The organism is Enterobacter sp. EC_50, assembly GCF_019584525.1.
GTDB classification, from domain to species: domain Bacteria; phylum Pseudomonadota; class Gammaproteobacteria; order Enterobacterales; family Enterobacteriaceae; genus Enterobacter; species Enterobacter roggenkampii.
Genome location: NZ_VDAF01000014.1, coordinates 87,996 through 109,789 on the forward strand (window position 1 = coordinate 87,996; position 21,794 = coordinate 109,789).

The 21,794-nt window shown below is 57.2% G+C and carries 22 protein-coding genes; 13 read left to right on the forward strand and 9 right to left on the reverse strand.

Annotated elements, in window-relative coordinates; genetic code table 11:
* The first annotated feature begins 36 nt into the window (after nucleotides 1–36).
* Nucleotides 37–219, forward strand: a complete 183-nt coding sequence (locus FHC48_RS13350) for a YoaH family protein (RefSeq protein ID WP_008500497.1) — start codon at nucleotides 37–39, stop codon at nucleotides 217–219.
* 6 nt (nucleotides 220–225) lie between these two features.
* Here the strand turns inward: FHC48_RS13350 and FHC48_RS13355 are convergent, their stop codons facing one another.
* Nucleotides 226–570 (reverse strand): RidA family protein, encoded by a 345-nt coding sequence (locus FHC48_RS13355; protein WP_008500498.1) that lies wholly within the window; start codon nucleotides 568–570, stop codon nucleotides 226–228.
* Nucleotides 571–703: 133 nt separating this feature from the next.
* On the opposite strand from FHC48_RS13355, the gene FHC48_RS13360 reads away from it, so the two are divergent.
* The 5 genes from FHC48_RS13360 (at nucleotide 704) to rnd (ending at nucleotide 7,083) form a co-directional block, all read left to right on the forward strand.
* Complete coding sequence (locus FHC48_RS13360; protein ID WP_059362528.1) at nucleotides 704–2,614, forward strand: ATP-dependent DNA helicase; 1,911 nt, start codon at nucleotides 704–706, stop codon at nucleotides 2,612–2,614.
* A 66-nt stretch (nucleotides 2,615–2,680) separates the two neighbouring features.
* The gene (gene tsaB / locus FHC48_RS13365) at nucleotides 2,681–3,376 is read left to right on the forward strand and encodes a tRNA (adenosine(37)-N6)-threonylcarbamoyltransferase complex dimerization subunit type 1 TsaB (RefSeq protein WP_023344404.1); all 696 of its coding nucleotides are present in this window, start codon (nucleotides 2,681–2,683) and stop codon (nucleotides 3,374–3,376) included.
* Nucleotides 3,377–3,413: 37 nt separating this feature from the next.
* Complete coding sequence (locus FHC48_RS13370; protein WP_023293933.1) at nucleotides 3,414–3,995, forward strand: Slp family lipoprotein; 582 nt, start codon at nucleotides 3,414–3,416, stop codon at nucleotides 3,993–3,995.
* Between the two features lie 203 nt (nucleotides 3,996–4,198).
* Nucleotides 4,199–5,884: a long-chain-fatty-acid--CoA ligase FadD gene (fadD, locus tag FHC48_RS13375; RefSeq protein ID WP_072253790.1), complete on the forward strand. Its 1,686-nt coding sequence runs from the start codon at nucleotides 4,199–4,201 to the stop codon at nucleotides 5,882–5,884.
* An 83-nt stretch (nucleotides 5,885–5,967) separates the two neighbouring features.
* Nucleotides 5,968–7,083 carry a ribonuclease D gene (rnd, locus tag FHC48_RS13380; RefSeq protein ID WP_123277559.1) on the forward strand — a complete coding sequence of 372 codons (1,116 nt, stop codon included), beginning with the start codon at nucleotides 5,968–5,970 and terminating at the stop codon, nucleotides 7,081–7,083.
* A gap of 74 nt (nucleotides 7,084–7,157) precedes the next feature.
* Here rnd and minE read toward each other — a convergent pair whose 3' ends face one another.
* Genes minE through minC form a run of 3 tightly spaced genes read right to left on the reverse strand, consistent with a single transcriptional unit; the run spans nucleotide 7,158 to nucleotide 8,974 of the window.
* Nucleotides 7,158–7,427, reverse strand: a complete 270-nt coding sequence (minE, locus tag FHC48_RS13385) for a cell division topological specificity factor MinE (RefSeq protein ID WP_008500504.1) — start codon at nucleotides 7,425–7,427, stop codon at nucleotides 7,158–7,160.
* Between the two features lie 3 nt (nucleotides 7,428–7,430).
* Nucleotides 7,431–8,243 (reverse strand): septum site-determining protein MinD, encoded by an 813-nt coding sequence (gene minD / locus FHC48_RS13390; RefSeq protein ID WP_008500505.1) that lies wholly within the window; start codon nucleotides 8,241–8,243, stop codon nucleotides 7,431–7,433.
* 23 nt (nucleotides 8,244–8,266) lie between these two features.
* Nucleotides 8,267–8,974 (reverse strand): septum site-determining protein MinC, encoded by a 708-nt coding sequence (gene minC / locus FHC48_RS13395; protein WP_008500506.1) that lies wholly within the window; start codon nucleotides 8,972–8,974, stop codon nucleotides 8,267–8,269.
* A 123-nt stretch (nucleotides 8,975–9,097) separates the two neighbouring features.
* On the opposite strand from minC, the gene FHC48_RS13400 reads away from it, so the two are divergent.
* From FHC48_RS13400 to FHC48_RS13410, 3 genes are all read left to right on the forward strand, one after another.
* Entirely contained in the window at nucleotides 9,098–9,373 is a 276-nt protein-coding gene (locus tag FHC48_RS13400) for a YcgL domain-containing protein (protein ID WP_008500507.1), read from the forward strand.
* Between the two features lie 47 nt (nucleotides 9,374–9,420).
* Nucleotides 9,421–10,080 carry a fumarylacetoacetate hydrolase family protein gene (locus tag FHC48_RS13405; protein WP_021240407.1) on the forward strand — a complete coding sequence of 220 codons (660 nt, stop codon included), beginning with the start codon at nucleotides 9,421–9,423 and terminating at the stop codon, nucleotides 10,078–10,080.
* Between the two features lie 93 nt (nucleotides 10,081–10,173).
* Nucleotides 10,174–10,614 carry a YcgN family cysteine cluster protein gene (locus FHC48_RS13410; RefSeq protein WP_032663288.1) on the forward strand — a complete coding sequence of 147 codons (441 nt, stop codon included), beginning with the start codon at nucleotides 10,174–10,176 and terminating at the stop codon, nucleotides 10,612–10,614.
* 104 nt (nucleotides 10,615–10,718) lie between these two features.
* Here FHC48_RS13410 and dsbB read toward each other — a convergent pair whose 3' ends face one another.
* Both dsbB and nhaB read right to left on the reverse strand, forming a co-directional pair.
* Complete coding sequence (gene dsbB, locus FHC48_RS13415) at nucleotides 10,719–11,249, reverse strand: disulfide bond formation protein DsbB (RefSeq protein WP_028015880.1); 531 nt, start codon at nucleotides 11,247–11,249, stop codon at nucleotides 10,719–10,721.
* 143 nt (nucleotides 11,250–11,392) lie between these two features.
* On the reverse strand, nucleotides 11,393–12,931 hold the full coding sequence (nhaB, locus tag FHC48_RS13420; protein WP_032663290.1) for a Na(+)/H(+) antiporter NhaB: 1,539 nt from the start codon (nucleotides 12,929–12,931) through the stop codon (nucleotides 11,393–11,395).
* A 201-nt stretch (nucleotides 12,932–13,132) separates the two neighbouring features.
* Here nhaB and fadR point away from each other — a divergent pair, with 201 nt between their 5' ends.
* Nucleotides 13,133–13,852 carry a fatty acid metabolism transcriptional regulator FadR gene (gene fadR / locus FHC48_RS13425; protein ID WP_220420537.1) on the forward strand — a complete coding sequence of 240 codons (720 nt, stop codon included), beginning with the start codon at nucleotides 13,133–13,135 and terminating at the stop codon, nucleotides 13,850–13,852.
* Nucleotides 13,853–13,968: 116 nt separating this feature from the next.
* Here the strand turns inward: fadR and FHC48_RS13430 are convergent, their stop codons facing one another.
* Nucleotides 13,969–15,501 (reverse strand): SpoVR family protein, encoded by a 1,533-nt coding sequence (locus tag FHC48_RS13430; protein ID WP_023293929.1) that lies wholly within the window; start codon nucleotides 15,499–15,501, stop codon nucleotides 13,969–13,971.
* 321 nt (nucleotides 15,502–15,822) lie between these two features.
* Here FHC48_RS13430 and FHC48_RS13435 point away from each other — a divergent pair, with 321 nt between their 5' ends.
* Nucleotides 15,823–17,121, forward strand: a complete 1,299-nt coding sequence (locus tag FHC48_RS13435) for a D-amino acid dehydrogenase (RefSeq protein WP_008500514.1) — start codon at nucleotides 15,823–15,825, stop codon at nucleotides 17,119–17,121.
* Between the two features lie 9 nt (nucleotides 17,122–17,130).
* Nucleotides 17,131–18,201 (forward strand): catabolic alanine racemase DadX, encoded by a 1,071-nt coding sequence (gene dadX / locus FHC48_RS13440; RefSeq protein WP_008500515.1) that lies wholly within the window; start codon nucleotides 17,131–17,133, stop codon nucleotides 18,199–18,201.
* A gap of 94 nt (nucleotides 18,202–18,295) precedes the next feature.
* On the opposite strand, the gene FHC48_RS13445 is transcribed toward dadX, so the two are convergent.
* Nucleotides 18,296–20,029, reverse strand: coding sequence for a potassium/proton antiporter (locus tag FHC48_RS13445; RefSeq protein ID WP_023325491.1), 1,734 nt, complete (start codon nucleotides 20,027–20,029; stop codon nucleotides 18,296–18,298).
* Between the two features lie 97 nt (nucleotides 20,030–20,126).
* Nucleotides 20,127–21,041, reverse strand: coding sequence for a muramoyltetrapeptide carboxypeptidase (ldcA, locus tag FHC48_RS13450; RefSeq protein WP_059362522.1), 915 nt, complete (start codon nucleotides 21,039–21,041; stop codon nucleotides 20,127–20,129).
* A 107-nt stretch (nucleotides 21,042–21,148) separates the two neighbouring features.
* Here ldcA and emtA point away from each other — a divergent pair, with 107 nt between their 5' ends.
* Complete coding sequence (emtA, locus tag FHC48_RS13455) at nucleotides 21,149–21,760, forward strand: membrane-bound lytic murein transglycosylase EmtA (protein ID WP_008502664.1); 612 nt, start codon at nucleotides 21,149–21,151, stop codon at nucleotides 21,758–21,760.
* Nucleotides 21,761–21,794 lie beyond the last annotated feature (34 nt).

A 21,794-nucleotide genomic window follows, 5' to 3' on the forward strand; every position in this document is an offset into this window, starting at 1 on the left:
AAATAATTAGCGCGAATAATTTAGCAGGAGTTGACGATGTTTGCAGGTTTACCTTCTCTGAGCCATGAACAGCAGCAGAAAGCGGTTGAGCGAATTCAGGAGCTGATGTCCCAGGGGATGAGCAGCGGACAGGCGATTTCCCAGGTGGCGGAAGAACTGCGCGCCACGCATACCGGCGAGCGGATCGTGGCGCGTTTCGAGGATGAAGATGAAGAGTGATAGAGCTTAAACCGCCGCGATAATCTTAATCTCAACCTTGTATTCCGGCTTCATCAGCGTGGCCTGTACGGTGCAGCGTACAGGCGCGTGACCCGCCACCACCCACGCATCCCAAGCTTTGTTCATTGCCGCGAAGTCATCTTTGTTCGCCAGGAAAATCGTCGCATCCAGAATGCGGGATTTGTCGCTGCCCTGTTTTTCCAGCACCGCGTCGATCTGCGCGAGGGTATTGGCCGTCTGCTCGAACGCATCCGCGTCAAGGTTCGCCGGGACGCCGGTGTAGTAGAGCGTCTGGTTGTGGATCACCACATCAGACCAGCGGGCTTCGGCATCAATGCGCACAATTGTCATAAACGTTTCCTCGTTATTTTTCGTCGTCAGGCGGCAAGACTGCCATATTGTTCTCGTGTCGTCACTATTTGGGGTGGCACAGGAGAGGATGGGCTGACATAATTCCTGTGCAAAAATACAGTGAGAGAGCACCGTGGCAGACGATTTTTCCCCTGAAGGTCAATTAGCGCAGGCTATCCCCGGCTTCAAACCCCGTGAGCCTCAGCGACAGATGGCGCATGCCGTTGCACGCGCCATCGATAAGGCTCAGCCGCTGGTGGTCGAAGCGGGTACCGGCACAGGTAAAACCTATGCTTACCTTGCGCCAGCGCTGCGGGCGAAAAAAAAGGTGATTATCTCGACCGGTTCGAAAGCGCTGCAGGACCAGCTCTACAGCCGCGATTTGCCCACGGTGGCAAAGGCGCTGAAATACAAAGGCCGTCTGGCCCTGCTGAAGGGGCGATCCAACTATCTCTGCCTGGAACGCCTTGAGCAGCAGGCGCTGGCGGGCGGCGACCTGCCGGTGCAAACCCTCAGCGACGTCATTATCCTTCGCGCCTGGGCGAACCAGACCGAAGAGGGCGACATCAGCACCTGCGCGAGCGTGCCGGAAGACTCTCCCGCCTGGCCGCTGGTGACCAGCACCAACGACAACTGCCTCGGCAGCGACTGTCCGCTGTATAAAGACTGCTTTGTAGTGAAAGCGCGCAAAACGGCGATGGATGCGGATGTCGTGGTGGTGAACCACCATCTGTTCCTCGCGGATATGGTGGTTAAGGACAGCGGCTTTGGTGAGCTGATCCCGGAGGCGGACGTGATGATCTTCGACGAAGCCCACCAGCTGCCGGACATCGCCAGCCAGTATTTTGGGCAGTCGCTCTCCAGCCGCCAGCTGCAGGATCTGGCGAAAGATTTCACCATTGCTTACCGGACCGAACTCAAAGATACCCAGCAGCTGCAGAAGTGCGCCGACCGTCTGGCGCAGAGCGCGCAGGATTTCCGTTTACAGCTCGGCGAGCCGGGCTATCGCGGAAACCTGCGCGAGCTGCTGGCGGACAAAAACATCCAGCGCGCGCTGCTGCTGCTCGATGATGCGCTTGAGCTCTGCTACGACGTGGCAAAACTGTCACTCGGCCGCTCCGCGCTGCTGGATGCGGCCTTCGAGCGCGCCACGCTCTATCGCGGGCGGCTCAAACGGCTGAAAGAGATTAACCAGCCGGGTTACAGCTACTGGTACGAGTGCACTTCGCGCCACTTTACCCTGGCGCTGACGCCGCTGACGGTGGCGGATAAATTTAAAGAGGTGATGGCGCAGAAGCCGGGCAGCTGGATCTTTACGTCGGCAACCCTGTCGGTGAATGACGATCTTCACCACTTCACCGAGCGCCTCGGCATTGAGCAGGCGGAGTCGCTGCTCCTGCCCAGCCCGTTCGATTACGAAAAGCAGGCGCTGCTCTGCGTGCCCCGCAACCTGCCGCTGCCGAACCAGCCGGGTGCGGCGCGACATCTGGCCGCGATGTTAAAACCGATGATCGAGGCCAACAATGGCCGCTGCTTTATGCTCTGCACCTCCCACGCCATGATGCGCGACCTCGCCGAGCAGTTCCGCGCTACGATGACGTTGCCGGTGCTGCTGCAGGGCGAAACCAGCAAAGCCCAGTTGCTGCAGCAGTTCGTCAGCGCCGGTAATGCCCTGCTGGTCGCAACCAGCAGCTTCTGGGAAGGGGTGGACGTGCGCGGCGACACGCTTTCGCTGGTGATCATTGATAAGCTACCGTTTACCTCCCCGGACGATCCGCTGCTGAAGGCGCGGATGGAAGACTGCCGCCTGCGCGGCGGCGATCCGTTTGACGAGGTTCAACTGCCGGATGCGGTCATTACGCTTAAGCAAGGGGTAGGGCGCTTAATCCGTGACGTCACCGATCGCGGCGTGCTGGTCATCTGCGATAACCGGCTGGTGATGCGTCCTTACGGGGCAACCTTCCTTGCAAGCCTGCCGCCCGCACCGCGGACGCGGGACATAAAACGCGCGGTGCGTTTCCTGGCAAACCCAACGGCGGAGTAATTTACCCCGGAGTGTGCTAAGATGCGCGCCATTTTGTGACTGACCCTTGCGAGAGCGCGACGACTGATGCGAATTCTGGCTATTGATACCGCGACAGAGGCTTGCTCTGTTGCTCTGTTGAACGACGGTGCTGTTTCTGCCCATTTCGAAGAGTGCCCACGGGAACACACCCAACGCATTCTCCCCCTGGTAAAAGCCATTTTAACCCAGGGCAACACCTCCTTAACCGACCTCGACGCGCTGGCCTTTGGCCGCGGCCCCGGCAGCTTTACGGGCGTACGCATCGGGATTGGCATTGCGCAAGGGCTGGCGCTGGGCGCCGAACTGCCGATGATCGGCGTCTCAACCCTCGCCACCATGGCGCAGGGCGCATGGCGCATGACCGGGGCAACGCGCGTCCTGGCAGCGATTGATGCCCGCATGGGCGAAGTTTACTGGGCCGAATACACCCGCGACGAGCAGGGCGTGTGGCACGGTGAAGAGACGGAAGCCGTGCTTAAGCCGGAAGCGGCGACGGAACGGCTGAAGCAGCTGTCCGGCGAGTGGGCGACCGTCGGTACGGGCTGGCAGGCGTGGCCTGAGATGGCGAACGGCACCGGGCTGACGCTGGTGGACGGCAACATGCTTCTGCCGGCTGCGGAAGATATGCTTCCGATTGCCAGCCAGCTGCTCGCAGCAGGCAAAACCGTGGCCGTTGAACACGCGGAACCGGTTTATTTGCGAAACACCGTCGCGTGGAAGAAACTTCCGGGCCGCGAGTGACTCTCAGTAACAGGAACTGAGAAAAAGGAGTCGCATCATGGCGGTTCAGACTAAAGTAGTACGCCTTATTATGGCAGGCGCGGTTGCCATAGCACTGAGCGGATGCGTTTCCGTTCCTGATGCGATTAAGGGCAGCAGCCCGACGCCACAGCAGGATCTGGTTCGGGTGATGAATGCTCCTGAGCTGTACGTCGGCCAGGAAGCGCGCTTTGGTGGGAAAGTGATCGACGTGCAGAACCAGCAGGGGAAAACCCGTCTGGAGATCGCGACCGTTCCGCTGGACAGCGGCGCGCGGCCTGTGCTGGGCGAGGCCTCCCGCGGGCGCATCTATGCGGACGTCAGCGGGTTCCTCGATCCGGTTGATTTTCGCGGACAGCTGGTGACCGTCGTCGGGCCGATTACCGGCGCCGTACAGGGCAAAATCGGCAGCACGCCGTATAAATTTATGACCATGCAGGTGAACGGCTACAAGCGCTGGCGGCTGGCACAGCAGGTGATCATGCCGCCTCAGCCGATCGATCCGTGGATGTGGGGTCCACATCCTTATCGTTACGGCTACCCGGGCTGGGGCTGGTATAACCCGGGGCCTGCACAGGTACAGACGATCGTTACTGAGTAACTTACTGTTATTGCTAGAAAAGAGACAGCGGCTCAGCCGCTGTCTCTGTTTTTTTACGGATAAAACGAAAAAAAAGAGTGACGCGCTTCGCAACCTTAAATCTGAACAATTAATAAACTGGTACGCTGAGTTAATATAATGTTAACAAACTGTTTATTATCGGGGTTGTGATGACGACGAACACTCATTTCAGAGGTGATGCATTGAAGAAGGTTTGGCTTAACCGTTATCCCGCAGATGTTCCTGCTGAGATCAATCCTGACCGTTATCAATCCCTGGTGGAATTATTTGAACACTCGGTAAGGCGCTACGCGGACCAGCCCGCATTTGTGAATATGGGCGAGGTGATGACGTTCCGTAAGCTGGAGGAGCGCAGCCGGGCGTTTGCGGCGTACCTGCAGGAAGGGCTGGGGCTGCAAAAAGGGGATCGCGTCGCGCTAATGATGCCGAACCTGCTGCAATACCCGGTGGCGCTGTTCGGTATCCTGCGTGCCGGGATGATTGTCGTTAACGTCAACCCGCTGTACACCCCGCGCGAGCTGGAGCATCAGCTGAACGACAGCGGAGCGGTTGCGATCGTCATTGTGTCCAACTTTGCCCATACGCTGGAAAAAGTGGTCGACAAAACCCAGGTGAAACACGTCATCCTGACGCGCATGGGGGACCAGCTCTCCACCGCCAAAGGCACGCTGGTTAACTTTGTCGTCAAATACGTCAAACGTCTGGTGCCAAAATACCATCTGCCGGACGCTATCTCCTTCCGCCGCGCGCTGCATGCGGGCTATCGTATGCAGTACGTTAAGCCGGAAGTGGTCTCAGAAGATCTCGCGTTCCTGCAGTATACCGGCGGTACCACCGGCGTGGCGAAAGGCGCAATGCTGACCCACCGCAACATGCTGGCGAACCTTGAGCAGGTCAATGCAACCTACGGGCCGCTGCTGCATCCCGGCAAAGAGCTGGTCATTACGGCGCTACCGCTGTACCACATTTTCGCACTGACCATGAACTGCCTGCTGTTTATTGAGCTGGGCGGTCAAAACGTGCTGATTACCAACCCGCGTGATATACCGGGGCTGGTGAAAGAGCTGGCAAAATACCCGTTCACCGCCATGACCGGGGTAAATACCCTGTTTAACGCGCTGCTTAATAACAAAGAGTTCCAGCAGCTGGACTTCTCCACGCTCCATCTCTCTGCGGGCGGCGGCATGCCGGTTCAGCAGGCGGTGGCCGAGCGCTGGGTGAAACTTACCGGCCAGTATCTGCTGGAGGGCTATGGCCTGACGGAGTGCGCGCCGCTGGTCAGCGTTAACCCGCATGACATCGACTACCACAGCGGAAGCATTGGACTGCCCGTTCCTTCTACTGAAGCGAAACTGGTCGATGATAACGATAACGAAGTCGCGCCGGGTGAGCCGGGGGAGCTGTGCGTTAAAGGTCCACAGGTCATGCTGGGTTACTGGCAGCGTCCCGACGCGACCGACGAAATCATCAAAGACGGCTGGCTACATACCGGTGACATCGCGGTGATGGATGAGGAAGGCTTCCTGCGCATTGTCGATCGCAAGAAAGATATGATCCTGGTCTCCGGCTTCAACGTCTATCCGAATGAGATCGAAGACGTGGTCATGCAGCACAGCGGCGTACTCGAAGTGGCAGCGGTCGGCGTGCCTTCCGGCAGCAGCGGTGAAGCAGTGAAGATATTTGTGGTCAAGAAAGATCCTTCTCTCACCGAGGAAGCGCTGATAACGTTTTGTCGTCGTCAGCTGACGGGCTATAAAGTGCCGAAGCTGGTGGAATTCCGCGACGAGCTGCCGAAATCCAACGTCGGGAAGATATTACGACGAGAATTACGTGACGAAGCCCGTGCCAAAGTAGACAATAAGGCCTGAGCTTCACGTTAATCGTCCAGACGCCGGTTAAGCCGGCGTTTTTTATGGGCGCAAACAAAAGAGAATCCGATTTGAATTACCAGATGATCACGACCAACGACGAGCTGGCTTCGCTGTGCGAAGTGACGCGCGACTTTCCTGCCATTGCCCTGGATACCGAGTTTGTCCGTACCCGGACGTACTATCCGCAGCTGGGGTTGATTCAGATGTACGACGGTAAACACGTGTCGCTGATCGACCCTCTCGGCATTACCGACTGGACGCCGATGCGCGATCTGCTGCTCGATACCGCCGTCACGAAATACCTGCACGCAGGCAGTGAAGATCTGGAAGTCTTTCTGAACACCTTTGGCATCATGCCTCAGCCGCTGATTGATACGCAGATCCTTGCGGCGTTCAGCGGGCGACCGCTCTCCTGGGGCTTTGCCGCCATGGTGGAGGAGTATACGGGCCTGACGCTGGATAAAAGCGAATCCCGTACCGACTGGCTGGCGCGTCCGCTTACCGCGCGCCAGCTGGAGTATGCGGCGGCTGACGTGTTTTACCTGCTGCCGATCGCCGGACAGCTGATGAAAGAAGCCGAGGCATCCGGCTGGCTGTCCGCCGCGCTGGACGAGTGCCGTATGACCCAGCTGCGTCGTCAGGAAGTGGTGGATCCGAAAGAGGCCTGGCGCGACATCAGCAACGCCTGGCAGCTGCGTACGCGTCAGCTGGCGTGCCTGCAGCTGCTGGCAGACTGGCGCTTGCGTAAAGCGCGCGAGCGCGATCTGGCCGTTAACTTTGTGGTTCGCGAAGAGCATCTTTGGGCGGTTGCGCGCTATATGCCGGGCAGCCTCGGCGAGCTGGACAGCATTGGGCTTTCGGGCAGTGAAATCCGTTTCCACGGCAAAACCCTGCTGGCGCTGGTCGCAAAAGCGCAGGCGTTACCGGAAGAGGCGCTGCCGGAACCGCTGCTGAACCTGATGGATATGCCAGGCTATCGCAAAGCGTTTAAGGACATCAAAGCGCTGGTGCAGGCGGTGGCTACGGAAAGCAAGCTGAGCGCGGAGCTGCTCGCTTCACGCCGTCAGATTAATCAGCTGCTTAACTGGCACTGGAAGCTGAAGCCGCAGAATGGCTTGCCGGAAATGATGGCGGGATGGCGCGGGGAATTGATGGCCGATCGCCTTAATACGCTGCTGGAAGGTTATCCGCGATAAAAAATATGCCGGGTGATAAACCCGGCATATTTCCCCGGTGGCGCTGCGCTTACCGGGGCGACGAAATCACAAACCTACGGACGCGACTCTTCCGCTTCCGGGAGCGTCACGTTCAGCTCCAGAATCGAAATATCCCCGTCTTTTTGTTCCAGTTGCACCGTCACCATCTCCGGGTCAATCTGCACGTACTTACAGATCACTTCCAGGATGTCCTTGCGCAGCTGCGGCAGGTAGTGAGGCTCGGCGTCGCTACGACGACGCTCCGCAACGATAATTTGCAGACGTTCTTTTGCGATGTTGGCGGTGTTCTTTTTCCGCGAGAGAAAAAAGTCCAGTAATGCCATAACTTATCCTCCGAACAGGCGTTTGAGGAAACCTTTCTTCTCTTCTTCAATGAAGCGGAAAGGACGTTCTTCTCCCAGCAGACGGTCAACGGTATCGGCGTAAGCTTTACCTGCATCTGCCATTGTATCAAGGATCACTGGCTCGCCCTGGTTAGAGGCGCGTAACACGGACTGATCTTCCGGGATAACGCCCACCAGCTTAATGCGCAGGATCTCCAGCACGTCTTCCATGCTCAGCATGTCACCTTTGTTCACGCGGCCCGGGTTGTAGCGGGTGAGCAGCAGGTGTTCTTTAATCGGGTCTTCGCCATTTTCCGCACGACGGGATTTAGAGGCGAGGATCCCGAGAATGCGGTCTGAGTCACGCACGGATGAAACTTCAGGGTTGGTGGTGATGATTGCTTCATCAGCGAAGTAGAGCGCCATCAGGGCACCGGTTTCGATACCGGCAGGGGAGTCACAGACGATGAAGTCGAACTCCATTTTTTTCAGCTCGTCGAGCACCTTTTCTACCCCTTCACGGGTCAGGGCGTCTTTGTCACGCGTCTGAGAAGCCGGGAGAATGTAGAGGTTCTCGGTGCGCTTGTCTTTAATCAGCGCCTGGTTCAGCGTGGCATCGCCCTGAATGACGTTCACAAAGTCATACACGACGCGACGCTCACATCCCATGATGAGGTCGAGGTTACGCAGGCCGATATCGAAGTCGATAACGACGGTTTTCTTTCCCTTCTGGGCCAAACCAGTAGCGATGGCCGCGCTGGAGGTGGTCTTGCCAACGCCTCCTTTACCCGAAGTAACAACAATAATGCGTGCCATAGAAATTCCTTGTTAAAAAGGGATCAATTCAACGGTTGAACGGTCAACGCGTCGTCTGCCAGAAGCAGGCGAGCCGCTTTGCCATAAAATTCGGCTGGGATCTTGTCGCTCAGCCAATATTCACCTGCGATGGACACCAGTTCCGCCGTCAGGTGAGTACAAAATATTTGCGCGTCCCGATCGCCACTTGCACCTGCGAGCGCACGTCCACGCATCATACCGTAAACGTGAATATTGCCATCTGCAATCAGCTCAGCGCCAGCACTGACGTGGCTTGTAACAATCAGATCACAGTTTGGTGCATAAATGCGCTGACCGGAACGAACCGGCACATCAATCATTCGCGTTTTTGTGATGTTTGTAACGTTTTGCGCCGCAGGAGGGGGCGTTTCGACGGCAACGGGTGCCGCACGCGGGGCTTTTTCTTTGCCTTCATTCAGAAGCGGCAGCCCCGCACGGTCAATTTCCGCTTTCAGTTCAGTATCTTTGCAGCCGCTGATGCCGACAATACGCAGTCCGGTCGAGGAGACGGCCTGCTGGAGACGTTTCCAGTTAACCGGCGCTTCAAGACCGCTGACGTTGATAACAACAGGGGCGTGCTTCAGGAAGGCGGGAGCCTGGGCGATTTTGTCTTCTAACGCCTGACGAATAACCTCGGGTTTTGCATCATGCAAATGTACCACTGATAAGGTGAAGCTACTGCCTTTAAGCTCGATGGGCGTGTTTGACATCCTGGCCTTACTCAATTTGCTATTAACCGCAACCATTCGCTGCGATATTCCGAAGAGTATCAGGCATGTTATAGTCAGGAGTATATTGAGGCAAGCAACCACCCATTAATTCAGAGTAAAAACATGTTTTGTGTGATCTACAGAAGTACAACCCGTGACCAGACCTATCTTTATGTCGAAAAGAAAGACGATTTTTCACGCGTGCCTGAAGAATTAATGAAGAGCTTTGGCCGACCGCAGATGGCGATGCTGCTGCCGCTTGATGGTCGCAAGAAACTGGTGAATGCCGATCTGGAGAAAGTGAAAACGGCATTAGCCGAGCAGGGCTATTATTTACAGCTTCCGCCGCCACCCGAGAATTTATTAAAACAGCATCTTGAGGCGAACGGTAAAAAATAGTCTCAACTGTTTTTGAGCACAACACATCAACCGTTTAGGGGTCGACCATGTATCAACATCATAACTGGCAAGGTGCATTACTGGATTATCCCGTCAGCAAAGTGGTTTGCGTGGGCAGCAACTATGCAAAACATATTCAGGAGATGGGCAGTGCGACGCCAGAAGAGCCGGTTCTGTTCATTAAGCCTGAAACGGCGCTTTGCGATATTCGCCAGCCGCTGGCCCTGCCGCAGGGGCTCGGCTCGGTGCACCACGAAGTGGAACTCGCCGTGCTGATCGGCGCAACGCTGCGTCAGGCCTCCGAAGAGCATGTGCAAAAAGCGATTGCCGGATACGGCGTGGCGCTGGATCTGACGCTACGCGACGTGCAGGGTAAAATGAAGAAAGCGGGGCAGCCGTGGGAAAAAGCCAAAGGGTTTGATAATTCCTGCCCGATTTCGGCGTTTGTGCCGGTGAGCGAATTCACCGGCGATCCGCAGGATACGCCGCTCAGCCTGAAGGTTAACGGTGAAATCCGCCAGCAGGGCACCACGGCAGACATGATCCATAAGATTGTGCCGCTGATCGCCTATATGAGCCGCTTCTTTACCCTCAAGCCGGGTGATGTGATCCTAACCGGCACGCCGGAAGGCGTTGGTCCGCTCGCGAGCGGTGATGAACTTGAAGTTGGTTTTAACGGCCTGTCGCTGAAAACCCGCGTGCTGTAACCTCCTCTTGCCGCCTGAAAAGGGCGGCAAAACTTGCAACGACGTGCCAGACTCGTTATAAGGTGCGCTTTCTTTTGACGTGTGGACATCCTGATGAACGACATCCCTTTCTGGCAAAGCAAAACTCTCGACGACATGACCGACGCGGAATGGGAATCCTTATGCGACGGCTGTGGTCAGTGCTGCCTGCACAAGCTGATGGATGAAGACACGGACGAAATCTACTTCACCAACGTGGCCTGCAAGCAGCTGAACATCAAAACCTGCCAGTGCCGCAACTACGAGCGCCGCTTCGAGTTCGAGCCAGACTGCATTAAATTAACCCGTGAGAATCTGCCCACCTTTGAATGGCTGCCGCATACCTGCGCGTATCGCCTGCTGGCGGAGGGGAAAGGTCTGCCTGACTGGCACCCCCTGCTGACCGGTTCAAAAACGGCGATGCACGGCGAGCGTATCTCCGTGCGCCACATTGCGGTGAAAGAGTCCGAGGTGCGGGACTGGGAAGATCACATCATGAACCACCCGACCCGTTGAGATTAAAAAACCCGCCGAGGCGGGTTTTTTATTATGTCGGGTGGCGCTGCGCTTACCCGCCCACAAAACCGTAGGCCCGCGCAAGCGAAGCGGCGCCGGGCGAATTAGCGCCCAAATAGATCGCGTTTCTTCGGTTTGAACGGCTGGGCAATCAGCACCAGCAGCGCCACGACGAAGTAGGCGGCAAAAATGCCCACCAGCCACTGCGGCATCTCGAGGGTCAGGAATTCCCACTGGCGAACGGAACAGTCACCGGATGCAACAAACACCTGCGGCAGCCATTTGTCCAGCGGCAGCCAGCTCGGGAAGCGGGCGGCAAAATCGCAGGTCATAAACGGTGACGGATGCAGCTGCATCATCGTGTGCTGCCAGGAGAGTTCAATGCCTTTCCAGGCGCTGTAGAGCCAGATTGCGATCCCGGCATAGCGAAGCGGCGACTTCGGCGCAATCGCGCCGACCAGGCCAGCCCCCATAATGCCGAACAGTGCGCAGCGTTCATAAATACAGAGCACGCAAGGTTTGAGTCCCATTACGTGCTGGAACCACAGCGCGACCATTTCCAGCGCAAAGGCGGTCAGGGCCATTAACAACCACGCTCCGCGACCGCGGGAGCACTGGTTTAAAAATCTCAACATAATCATTTCCCTGGAACATGCTTAGAAAGCGCAGTGTAAACGAATTCGTTTTTCGCGCCACCTGTACCTGGCGAAATAAAACGTAATTGGATGTTTATCGTGCGAAAAGGCAAACGGGCAGCGAACTGCCCGAGTTGCAGTGTTTACTGCGCCGCAAGTATACCCGCTTGTATCAACCATTGCGTACAGGGAATAAGGGTAATTTTGACGCAAAGCAATCCCACGATCGTAAGCACCAGCGTATAGGGCAGGGCCATCCAGACCATTCTTCCATAAGAAAGACGTATGAGTGGCGCAAGGGCGGAGGTCAGCAGGAACAGGAAGGCGGCCTGGCCATTGGGTGTCGCCACCGACGGCAGGTTGGTACCGGTGTTGATCGCCACGGCCAGCAGTTCAAACTGTCCGGCGCTGATCACGCCTTGCTCCATCGCGGTCTTAGCCTCGTTAATGTAAACCGTCCCGACAAAGACGTTATCTGAGATCGATGAGAGCAGGCCGTTAAACAGGTAAAACAGCGACAGCTGAGCATCCGGCGATGCCCGTAAGACAAAGGCAATAATCGGCGCGAACAGGTGCTGGTCGATTATCACCGCCACGACCGCAAAGAACACCGCCAGCAGGGCGGTAAACGGCAGCGCTTCGGTGAAGGCTTTGCCGATGGCATGCTCATCCGTCACCCCGGTAAAGGTCGTGGCGAGAATAATCACGGACAGACCAATCAGCCCCACTTCAGCAAGATGGAACGCCAGCGCGGCGATAAGCCAGACGCCGATGATCCCCTGTGCAATCAGGCGCAGCGTCTCCTGGCGCGTCCGCTGGCGTCGGCTCTGCAGATCGAATTTATGCAGCTCCTGACGTACCGGCTCCGGGAGTTGTGCCCCGTAACCAAAGAGGCGAAACTTCTCCACCAGCAAACAGGTCGCCAGACCGCAGATCAGCACCGGCACGCTCACCGGGGCCATTCTCAGGAAGAAATCACCGAAGTGCCAGCCCGCCGCTTTCGCAATGATCAGGTTTTGCGGCTCGCCCACCATCGTCATCACGCCCCCCAGTGCGGTACCGACGCCGGCATGCATCATCAGGCTGCGCAGGAAGGCGCGAAACTGCTCCAGTACCTCACGGTTATGCGCATCGACATGGTTGTCATCCTGCAGATCCTCACCCGGACGAGAGGAGGCCACGCGGTGATAAATACCGTAAAACCCCACCGCGACGCTTATCACCACCGCGACGACCGTCAGCGCGTCCAGGAAGGCTGACAGGAAGGCGGCCGCAAGGCAAAACGCCAGCGAGAGAACCGTTTTCGACGGAATGCTGAGCAGCAGGCGCGTAAAGATAAACAGCAGCAGCTGTTTCATAAAGTAGATGCCCGCCACCATAAACATCAGCAGCAGAAGCACTTCAAGATTTGAAGCCAGCTCTGCTTTGACATGCTCGGCAGAGGTCATCCCAATCACTACCGCTTCAAACGCCAGCAATCCGCCCGGCAACAGGGGATAGCATTTCAGCGCCATCGCCAGGGTGAAGATAAACTCCGCGACCAGCAGCCACCCGGCAACGAACGGGTTCACGTAAAAGAGGAGAGGGTTAACGACCAGGAACACCAGCAGTATCAGTTTGTACCAGTCAGGAGACTGGCCTAAAAAATTGCGCCACAGAGCGCGCCCAAAAGAAATTTCCACGACAGACGTCCTTCCCCGTCAAGTAAGACAAAACATCAGTATACGCAAAATTCACGGTCCAGACGCGGATAAGTCTGCATTGTAAATTTCATAAAAATGAAACGGCGATCCCTCTTTTCTCTCTTTGCCGCGCTACCTGCCACTGCACGCCTCTGGTATGATGAGTCCAATTTGCAAAAGCTGTGTAATGGAAATCTCACTATGGTCATTAAGGCGCAGAGCCCGGCGGGTTTCGCGGAAGAGTACATCATTGAAAGCATCTGGAATAATCGTTTCCCTGCGGGGTCCATTCTTCCGGCTGAACGCGAACTCTCTGAACTGATTGGCGTCACTCGCACCACGCTGCGTGAAGTGCTTCAGCGACTGGCGCGCGATGGCTGGTTGACGATCCAGCACGGCAAGCCAACAAAAGTGAACAACTTCTGGGAAACCTCCGGGCTGAACATTCTTGAAACGCTGGCGCGTCTCGATCATGAAAGCGTGCCGCAGCTCATTGATAATCTGCTCTCCGTTCGCACCAACATCGCGACGATCTTTATTCGTACGGCTTTCCGTCAGCATCCGGAAGATGCGCTTGCGGTGCTGGCCAGTGCCAACGAGGTGGAAGATCACGCCGACGCGTTCGCCACCCTCGATTACAACGTCTTCCGTGGGCTGGCGTTTGCCTCCGGCAACCCGGTGTATGGTCTGATCCTCAACGGTATGAAGGGACTCTACACCCGCATTGGCCGCCACTACTTTGCCAATCCCGAAGCCCGCAGCCTGGCGCTGGGCTTTTACCATAAGCTGAGCAAGCTGTGCTCCGAAGGTCTGCACGATCAGGTGTATGAGACAGTGCGCCGCTACGGTCACGATTCCGGTGAAATCTGGCACCGTATTCAGAAAACGCTGCCGGGTGATTTGGCGATTCAGAGCCGCTGAAATAAAAAACCTCTCGTGTGAGAGGTTTTTTTTCGTCGGGTGGCGGCTGCGCCTTACCCGACCTACGGGTCTTGTAGGCCCGGTAAGCGTAGCGCCACCGGGCAAAAAAGGCTGTACTACAGCGTATTTAACCGCGCCGGGCAGCGTTCAAGCAGCTCGACGCTCCCGTCTTCATTCTGCTGCTCCAGCTGCACGTCAAAGCCCCACAGGCGATGCACGTGCTTCAGCACCTCTTTACGCCCTTTATCCAGCGGCGCGCGATTGTGCGGAATATAGCGCAGCGTCAGGGAGCGGTCACCGCGCAAATCCACGTTCCACACCTGAATGTTGGGTTCAAGATTGCTCAGGTTGTACTGGGAAGAGAGGCGAGAGCGGATCTCACGGTAACCCTCCTCGTTGTGGATTGCGGAGATCTCCAGATAGTTGTTGCGGTCGTCGTCCAGCACGGTGAAGAAGCGGAAATCACGCATGATCTTCGGCGACATAAACTGGCTGATGAAGCTCTCATCCTTAAAGTCGCGCATCGCAAAGTGCAGCGTTTCCAGCCAGTCAGATCCGGCGATATCCGGGAACCAGTACTTGTCTTCTTCCGTCGGCGACTGACAGATACGCTTAATGTCCTGGAACATGGCGAAGCCAAGAGCATACGGGTTAATCCCACTGTACCACGGGCTGTTATAGGGCGGCTGGAACACCACGTTGGTATGGCTGTGGAGGAACTCCATCATGAACCGCTCGGTGACTTTCCCCTCGTCGTACAGGTGGTTGAGAATGGTGTAGTGCCAGAAGGTCGCCCAGCCTTCGTTCATCACCTGCGTCTGTTTTTGCGGGTAGAAATACTGGCTCACCTTGCGCACGATGCGCAGGATCTCACGCTGCCACGGCTCCAGCAGCGGGGCGTTCTTCTCCATAAAATAGAGCAGGTTTTCCTGTGGCTCGGACGGATAGCGCCGCGCTTCGGCGATCGTTTTTTCTTCCTCACGCTTCGGCAGGGTGCGCCACAGCATGTTCACCTGGCTTTGCAGATACTCTTCGCGGCTTTTCTGCCGGGCCTTCTCCTCCTGCAGGGAGATTTTCTGCGGACGTTTGTAGCGGTCAACGCCGTAGTTCATCAGCGCGTGACAGGAGTCGAGCAGTTTTTCCACTTCGTCCACGCCGTAGCGTTCTTCGCAGTCGGTAATGTATTTACGGGCGAAGATCAGGTAATCGACGATCGAGCTGGCATCCGTCCAGCTGCGGAACAGATAGTTATTCTTGAAAAAGGAGTTATGCCCGTAGCAGGCGTGCGCCATCACCAGCGCCTGCATGGTAATGGTGTTCTCTTCCATTAAATAGGCGATACACGGATTGGAGTTGATGACGATTTCATACGCCAGACCCTGCTGGCCGTGCTTATACAGTCGCTCCGTTTCGATAAATTTCTTACCAAACGACCAGTGCGGATAGTTAATCGGCATCCCGACGCTGGAGTAGGCGTCCATCATCTGTTCGGACGTAATGACTTCAATCTGATGGGGATAGGTATCCAGGCGATACAGTTTTGCAACCCGGTCGATTTCGGCGAGGTAAACATCCAGCAGCTCGAAGGTCCAGTCGGGTCCATCGCTCAGACGTGTGTTGTCCTTGTTCAGGGAATCAATAGTAGCCATTAGCGCGCCCTCGTTGTGGGTGCTCTCTCTGTCTGGAGAGCCTCCTTTCAAGCATAGATCAACGTGTTAAAAAGCGTGCTGGGGCAGAAATTTTTTCTTTGCGATTTCGCGTTTTTGATACGGCAAAAAAAGGGCGTCTCTCAGCATTTTATGCTGGTTAAAAATAACGCGCAGCAGGAGATCCCAAATTAGCACTATCCCCTGATGCTGGGGGATGTGTGAGGTAAGTCACCATAAAAAAGTCGTATGTTGAATAATATTTTCAACTAGGTTATCAATCTGTAATTAGAAGATTGTTCTTTTGCACATAATGGAGTGGCTATGCGTGTTGTCATACTGGGAAGTGGTGTCGTTGGGGTAACCAGCGCCTGGTATTTAAGTCAGGCGGGACATGACGTCACCGTTATCGATCGTGAGTCAGGCCCCGCGCTGGAAACCAGCGCGGCGAACGCCGGGCAAATCTCTCCGGGCTATGCGGCACCGTGGGCAGCACCGGGCGTTCCGCTGAAAGCGATTAAATGGATGTTCCAGCGCCACGCGCCGCTGGCCATCAGCCTTGACGGCACGCAGTTCCAGCTGAAGTGGATGTGGCAGATGCTGCGCAACTGCGACACCCGCCACTACATGGAGAACAAAGGGCGCATGGTGCGCCTGGCGGAATACAGCCGCGACTGCCTGAAAGCGCTGCGCGCCTCAACCGGGATTGAGTACGAAGGCCGTCAGGGCGGAACGCTCCAACTGTTCCGCACCGAACAACAGTATGAAAACGCCACCCGCGATATCGCCGTGCTGGAAGATGCTGGCGTACCGTATCAGCTGCTGGAAGCCAGCCAGCTTGGTCAGGTTGAACCTGCGCTGGCGGAAGTGGCGCATAAGCTGACGGGCGGCCTGCGCCTGCCGAATGACGAAACCGGCGACTGCCAGCTCTTTACGCAGCGTCTGGCGCAGATGTGCGAGCAGGCAGGGGTGAAATTCCGGTACAACACCTCTGTCGACAAGCTGCTGTCGGAAGGGGAAAAAATTTACGGCGTGAAGTGTGGCGAAGAGGTGATCAAAGCGGATGCCTACGTCATGGCGTTTGGTTCGTACTCCACCGCCATGCTGAAGGGCATTCTCGATATTCCGGTCTACCCGCTAAAAGGCTACTCGCTGACCATTCCGGTAAAAGAGGAGAGCGGCGCACCGGTTTCTACCATTCTGGATGAAACCTATAAAATCGCCATTACCCGCTTCGATAACCGCATCCGCGTAGGCGGCATGGCGGAGATCGTCGGCTTCAACACCGAACTGCTGAAACCGCGTCGTGAAACGCTGGAGATGGTGGTAGGGGACCTCTTCCCGCGCGGTGGCTTTGTCGAGCAGGCGACTTTCTGGACCGGCCTGCGTCCGATGACGCCGGACGGCACGCCGATTGTCGGGCGCACGCCGTTCAAAAACCTGTGGACCAATACCGGACACGGTACGCTTGGCTGGACGATGGCCTGCGGCTCCGGGCAGCTGCTGAGCGACCTGATTTCCGGACGCACGCCGGCCATTCCGTTTGACGATCTCAGTGTCGCGCGCTATCAATCGGGGTTTACGCCTTCGCGTCCACAGCACCTGCACGGCGCGCATAACTAAGGAGCTGTCATGTCCCGTCCTGTTCTCGCTCAGCTGAACCTGCAGGCCCTGAAGGATAACCTGCAGATTGTTCGTCGGGCAGCACCTGGCGCACGCGTGTGGTCGGTGGTGAAAGCGAATGCCTACGGCCACGGCATTGACCGTATCTGGAGCGCGCTGAGCGCCACCGATGGCTTTGCGTTACTCAATCTTGAAGAGGCCATTCTGCTGCGCGAGCGCGGCTGGAAAGGGCCCATACTGCTGCTGGAGGGCTTCTTCCACGCCGACGATCTGCCGCTGCTGGATAAGTACCGGCTGACCACCAGCGTTCACAGCAACTGGCAGATCAAAGCGATTCAGGATGCGAAGCTCCACGCGCCGCTGGATATCTATCTCAAGGTCAACAGCGGCATGAACCGCCTGGGCTTCCAGCCTGAGCGGGTGCATACGGTCTGGCAGCAGCTGCGCGCCCTGAAGAACGTGGGTGAAATGACGCTGATGGCGCACTTTGCCGACGCGGAAAAACCGGACGGTATCGCCGATGCCATGGTCCGCATTGAGCAGGCGGCAGAAGGGCTGGACTGCCCGCGATCGCTGTCCAACTCGGCGGCCACGCTGTGGCATCCCGAGGCGCATTACAACTGGGTGCGTCCGGGGATCGTTCTGTACGGTGCGTCGCCCTCGGGGCAGTGGCAGGATATCGCCAACAGCGGCCTGAAGCCGGTAATGACCCTGCGCAGTGAAATCATTGGCGTGCAGACCCTGAAAGCTGGCGACACGGTGGGCTACGGTAGCCGCTATCGGGCAAAGGGCGAGCAGCGGATTGGTATCGTGGCGGGCGGCTATGCCGACGGCTACCCGCGCATTGCGCCAACCGGTACGCCTGTGTGGGTAGATGGAGTCCGCACGGGAACGGTAGGCACCGTATCAATGGATATGCTGGCCGTTGACCTGACGCCCTGCCCGCAGGCGGGTATCGGTTCCCCGGTCGAGCTGTGGGGTAACGAAATCAAAATTGATGACGTGGCGGCCGCGGCGGGCACGGTAGGGTATGAACTGATGTGTGCCCTGGCACCGAGGGTGCCGGTTGTGACGGTGTAACGTATGTTCGCCGGGTGGCGCTAACGCTTACCCGGCCTACGTTCGAGGGTTTTGTAGGCCGGGTAAGGCGAAGCCGCCACCCGGCAAAAAACCGCTACTCCGCTTCCTCTTCCATCGGCCTCAAACCGACTTTCCTTACAGCGTTATCTTCTTTCTCTGCTACCGTCCAGATCATCCCGGCAAACTCTACCTGATCGCCCACGACCGGGGCAGCGCCAAGCCGCTGCTGGATGATTTCGCCCAGCGTTTGCTGGCTATCTTCGTCTTCAGCACCTTCATCCAGGCCGTAAATCAGCGCCACATCGGCAAACCTGGCGCTGGCTTCCAGAATAAAATCGCCGAAGAAACGCTGGTCCAGCGCCACCGGCGGCGACTGGCTGAACAGCTTGCCCAGCGCGGGCAGGTCACGCTCGCGGCCAATCACGCAGAGAATATCCCCTTCGCGCAGGCGGGTGCTGCCGGTAGGGTGCAACAGGACATTGTCGCGGAACAGGGCGGCAATGCGCGTTTCGGCCGGCATGTGCAAATCGCGCAGCGAAGCGCCCACGCACCATTTGTCGGCGCTCAGTTGGTAGACGAACTGCTCCCACGGGTTTTCCGGATGAATGTCGAGCCCCACCCGCGACACCGGCCAGCCCACGGGAGGCACCACCACTTTGGCTTTTTTCGCCGCCCACCCGAGGGACGTTCCCTGGAACAGCAGCGAAATCAGCACCACGAAGAAGGCCACGTTAAAGAACAGCCGGGCGTTATCCAGACCGGCCATCATCGGAAAGACCGCAAGAATAATCGGAACCGCGCCGCGCAGACCCACCCAGCTGATAAAGACGCGCTCGCGCAGGTTGAAGCCGCGAAACGGCAGCAGGCCAGCAAATACCGACAGCGGACGGGCGAAGAAGATCATCCACGCAGACAACAGCAGCGCCGGAACGGCGATGGGCAGCAGGTCCGATGGGGTAACCAGAAGACCGAGCACCAGGAACATGCCGATCTGCGCCAGCCATGCCAGGCCGTCGAAGTTCTGCAAAATGGCATGGCGGTTGCGAATAGGGCGGTTGCCCATCAGGAACCCGCAGAGGTAGACGGCGAGAATGCCGCTGCCGTCCAGCGCCGTGGTAACGGCAAAAATGAGAATGCCGCCGCTTAAGGCCAGCAGCGGGTAAAGCCCCGCGGGCAGCGAGATGCGGTTGATCATCTGCTGTAAGAGGTATCCCCCCGCCAGGCCAATAACAATCCCCAGCCCGAACTGCTGCAGGATATGCCACGCAAACATCCAGCTGAGCCCCGTCTCGTGCTGCTGGATCATCTCAATCAGCGTGATGGTGAGAAACACCGCCATCGGGTCGTTGCTGCCGGATTCAATCTCAAGCGTGGAGCCAACGCGTTCGTTAAGCCCTTTACCGCCGAGCAGGGAAAACACCGCAGCCGCATCGGTTGAGCCCACGATGGCGCCTATCAGCAACCCTTCCATGATATTCAGATGGAAAAGCCACGCGGCCATCATTCCGGTGAGGCCGGAGGTAATCAACACGCCGACCGTGGCGAGCGACAGCGCGGGCCCTAAGGCCACGCGGAAGGAGCTCGCCTGGGTGCGCATGCCGCCGTCCAGCAGGATCACCGCCAGCGCCAGGTTACTCACCATGTAGGCGAAAGGGTAGTTATCGAATGGGATACCGCCAATGCCATCAATGCCGGCCAGCATGCCGATGGCGAGGAAAATAACAAGAATAGGTATGCCGAGACGCGATGAAAATGAACTTAATAAAATACTGCTGGTTACAAGGACCGAACCCAGAATGAAAAGGCTGATTATCGCTGCGGCATCCAATGTTCTCTTACTCCCACCTCAATGTTAACGCTGTTACTAAAACCCTAACATATTAACGACGGCAACAGCGTTTTATTAAGGGGGTATAACGGCTTTTTTATGCCTTTATGACAGGATGGCCGCTGATGGTCAGCCGGGAGCCGGAATCATTATGGAGCAGGGAGGCGTGCGCCCCCAGCGCCAGAGTCACGGTGCGCTGCTCATGACCGAAGTCCAGACCGGCGATCACCGGAATATCCAGCCGCGAGCGAATGAACTCAACCATGGTTTCCAGGGAGTAACCCGCGTCATAGTCATTCGGCTCAGAGCCGCTGAAGCTGCCCAGCACAATCGCGGACTGGCGCTCAAGAATACCGGCATGATAGAGCTGCAACAGCATGCGTTCGACGCGGAACGGATGTTCGTTGATATCTTCCAGCACCAGAATGCCGTCCTCGATTTGCGGCATCCACGGCGTACCGATGAGCGAAACCACCATCGCCAGGTTACCGCCCCAGAGCTGACCTTCGCATTCCCAGTGCGGTCCATTCCCCTGCCACTCCACGCTGTAGGTGGGATTACGCAGCGCGCGCCAGAAATGTTCCACGGTGAACGCTTCCAGCTCCGGCGCGCCGAAGTTACCGGCCAGCATCGGGCCGCTGAAGGTGATGACGTTATGCAGCGCCAGCAGCCCAAGCTGGATGACGGTGAAATCGCTGTGGCCGCATATCAGCAGCGGATCCTGCTGCTGACGCTCCGCCAGGCCCTGCCAGTCAATGCTCTCCAGCAGCCGGCTCGCGCCATATCCGCCGCGCACCGCCAGCACTATCCGGTTTTCACCCTTCAGGTTCACCAGGCTGTTGATATCATTCAGCCGCTGCGCTTCGGTACCGGCAAAACGCTGCTGGCGGCGGGGGATAATCGTCTGATTTTCTACCTGGTGGCCCGATTCCAGCAAACGCTGAACGCCCCGCTGCGCCGCGTCCTGGTTAATGCAGTAGCCCGACGGCGCGATGAGATGAATCTGAGACATGGCAATTCCTTGCTGAATGAGAAACTAATTGTCTATATCATGCCGCGTATACGCCGCCTGCTTCAAGGGGCGGCGCACCGCGATGACCGGCTATAAGGATAGATGACGTGAAATTGAGATGGTTTGCTTTTTTGATTGTGTTGCTCGCTGGCTGTAGTTCAAAACATGATTATCAAAACCCGCCCTGGAACCCGGAAGTGCCGGTGAAGCGGGCGATGCAGTGGATGCCGATCAGTGAACAAGCCGGGAAAGCCTGGGGCGTCAGTCCGCGCCTCATCACGGCGATCATTGCGGTGGAATCCGGCGGTAACCCCACGCTTGTCAGCAAGTCCAACGCGGTGGGGCTGATGCAGCTTAAAGCGTCAACGGCGGGGAGAGAGGTATACCGCTACATGGGCTGGAGCGGCCAGCCGTCGACCAGCGAGCTGAAGAACCCGGAGCGCAACATTTCAATGGGCACGGCCTATCTGAGCATCATGGAGCATGGCGTGCTGAAGGGGATTCAGGATCCGGAGGTCATGCAGTACGCGCTGGTGGTGTCTTACGTTAACGGCGCCGGCGCGTTGCTGAGAACCTTCTCCTCTGACCGCAAAGAGGCGATAGAAGAGATTAACGGCATGGACAAAGACGAATTCTTTGAGCATGTGGTGAAAAATCACCCGGCACCACAGGCGCCTCGTTATATCTGGAAAGTGCAGAAAGCGATGGATGCCATGTAATGCCGCAGACGGGCGGCGGTCACGCTGCCCGATG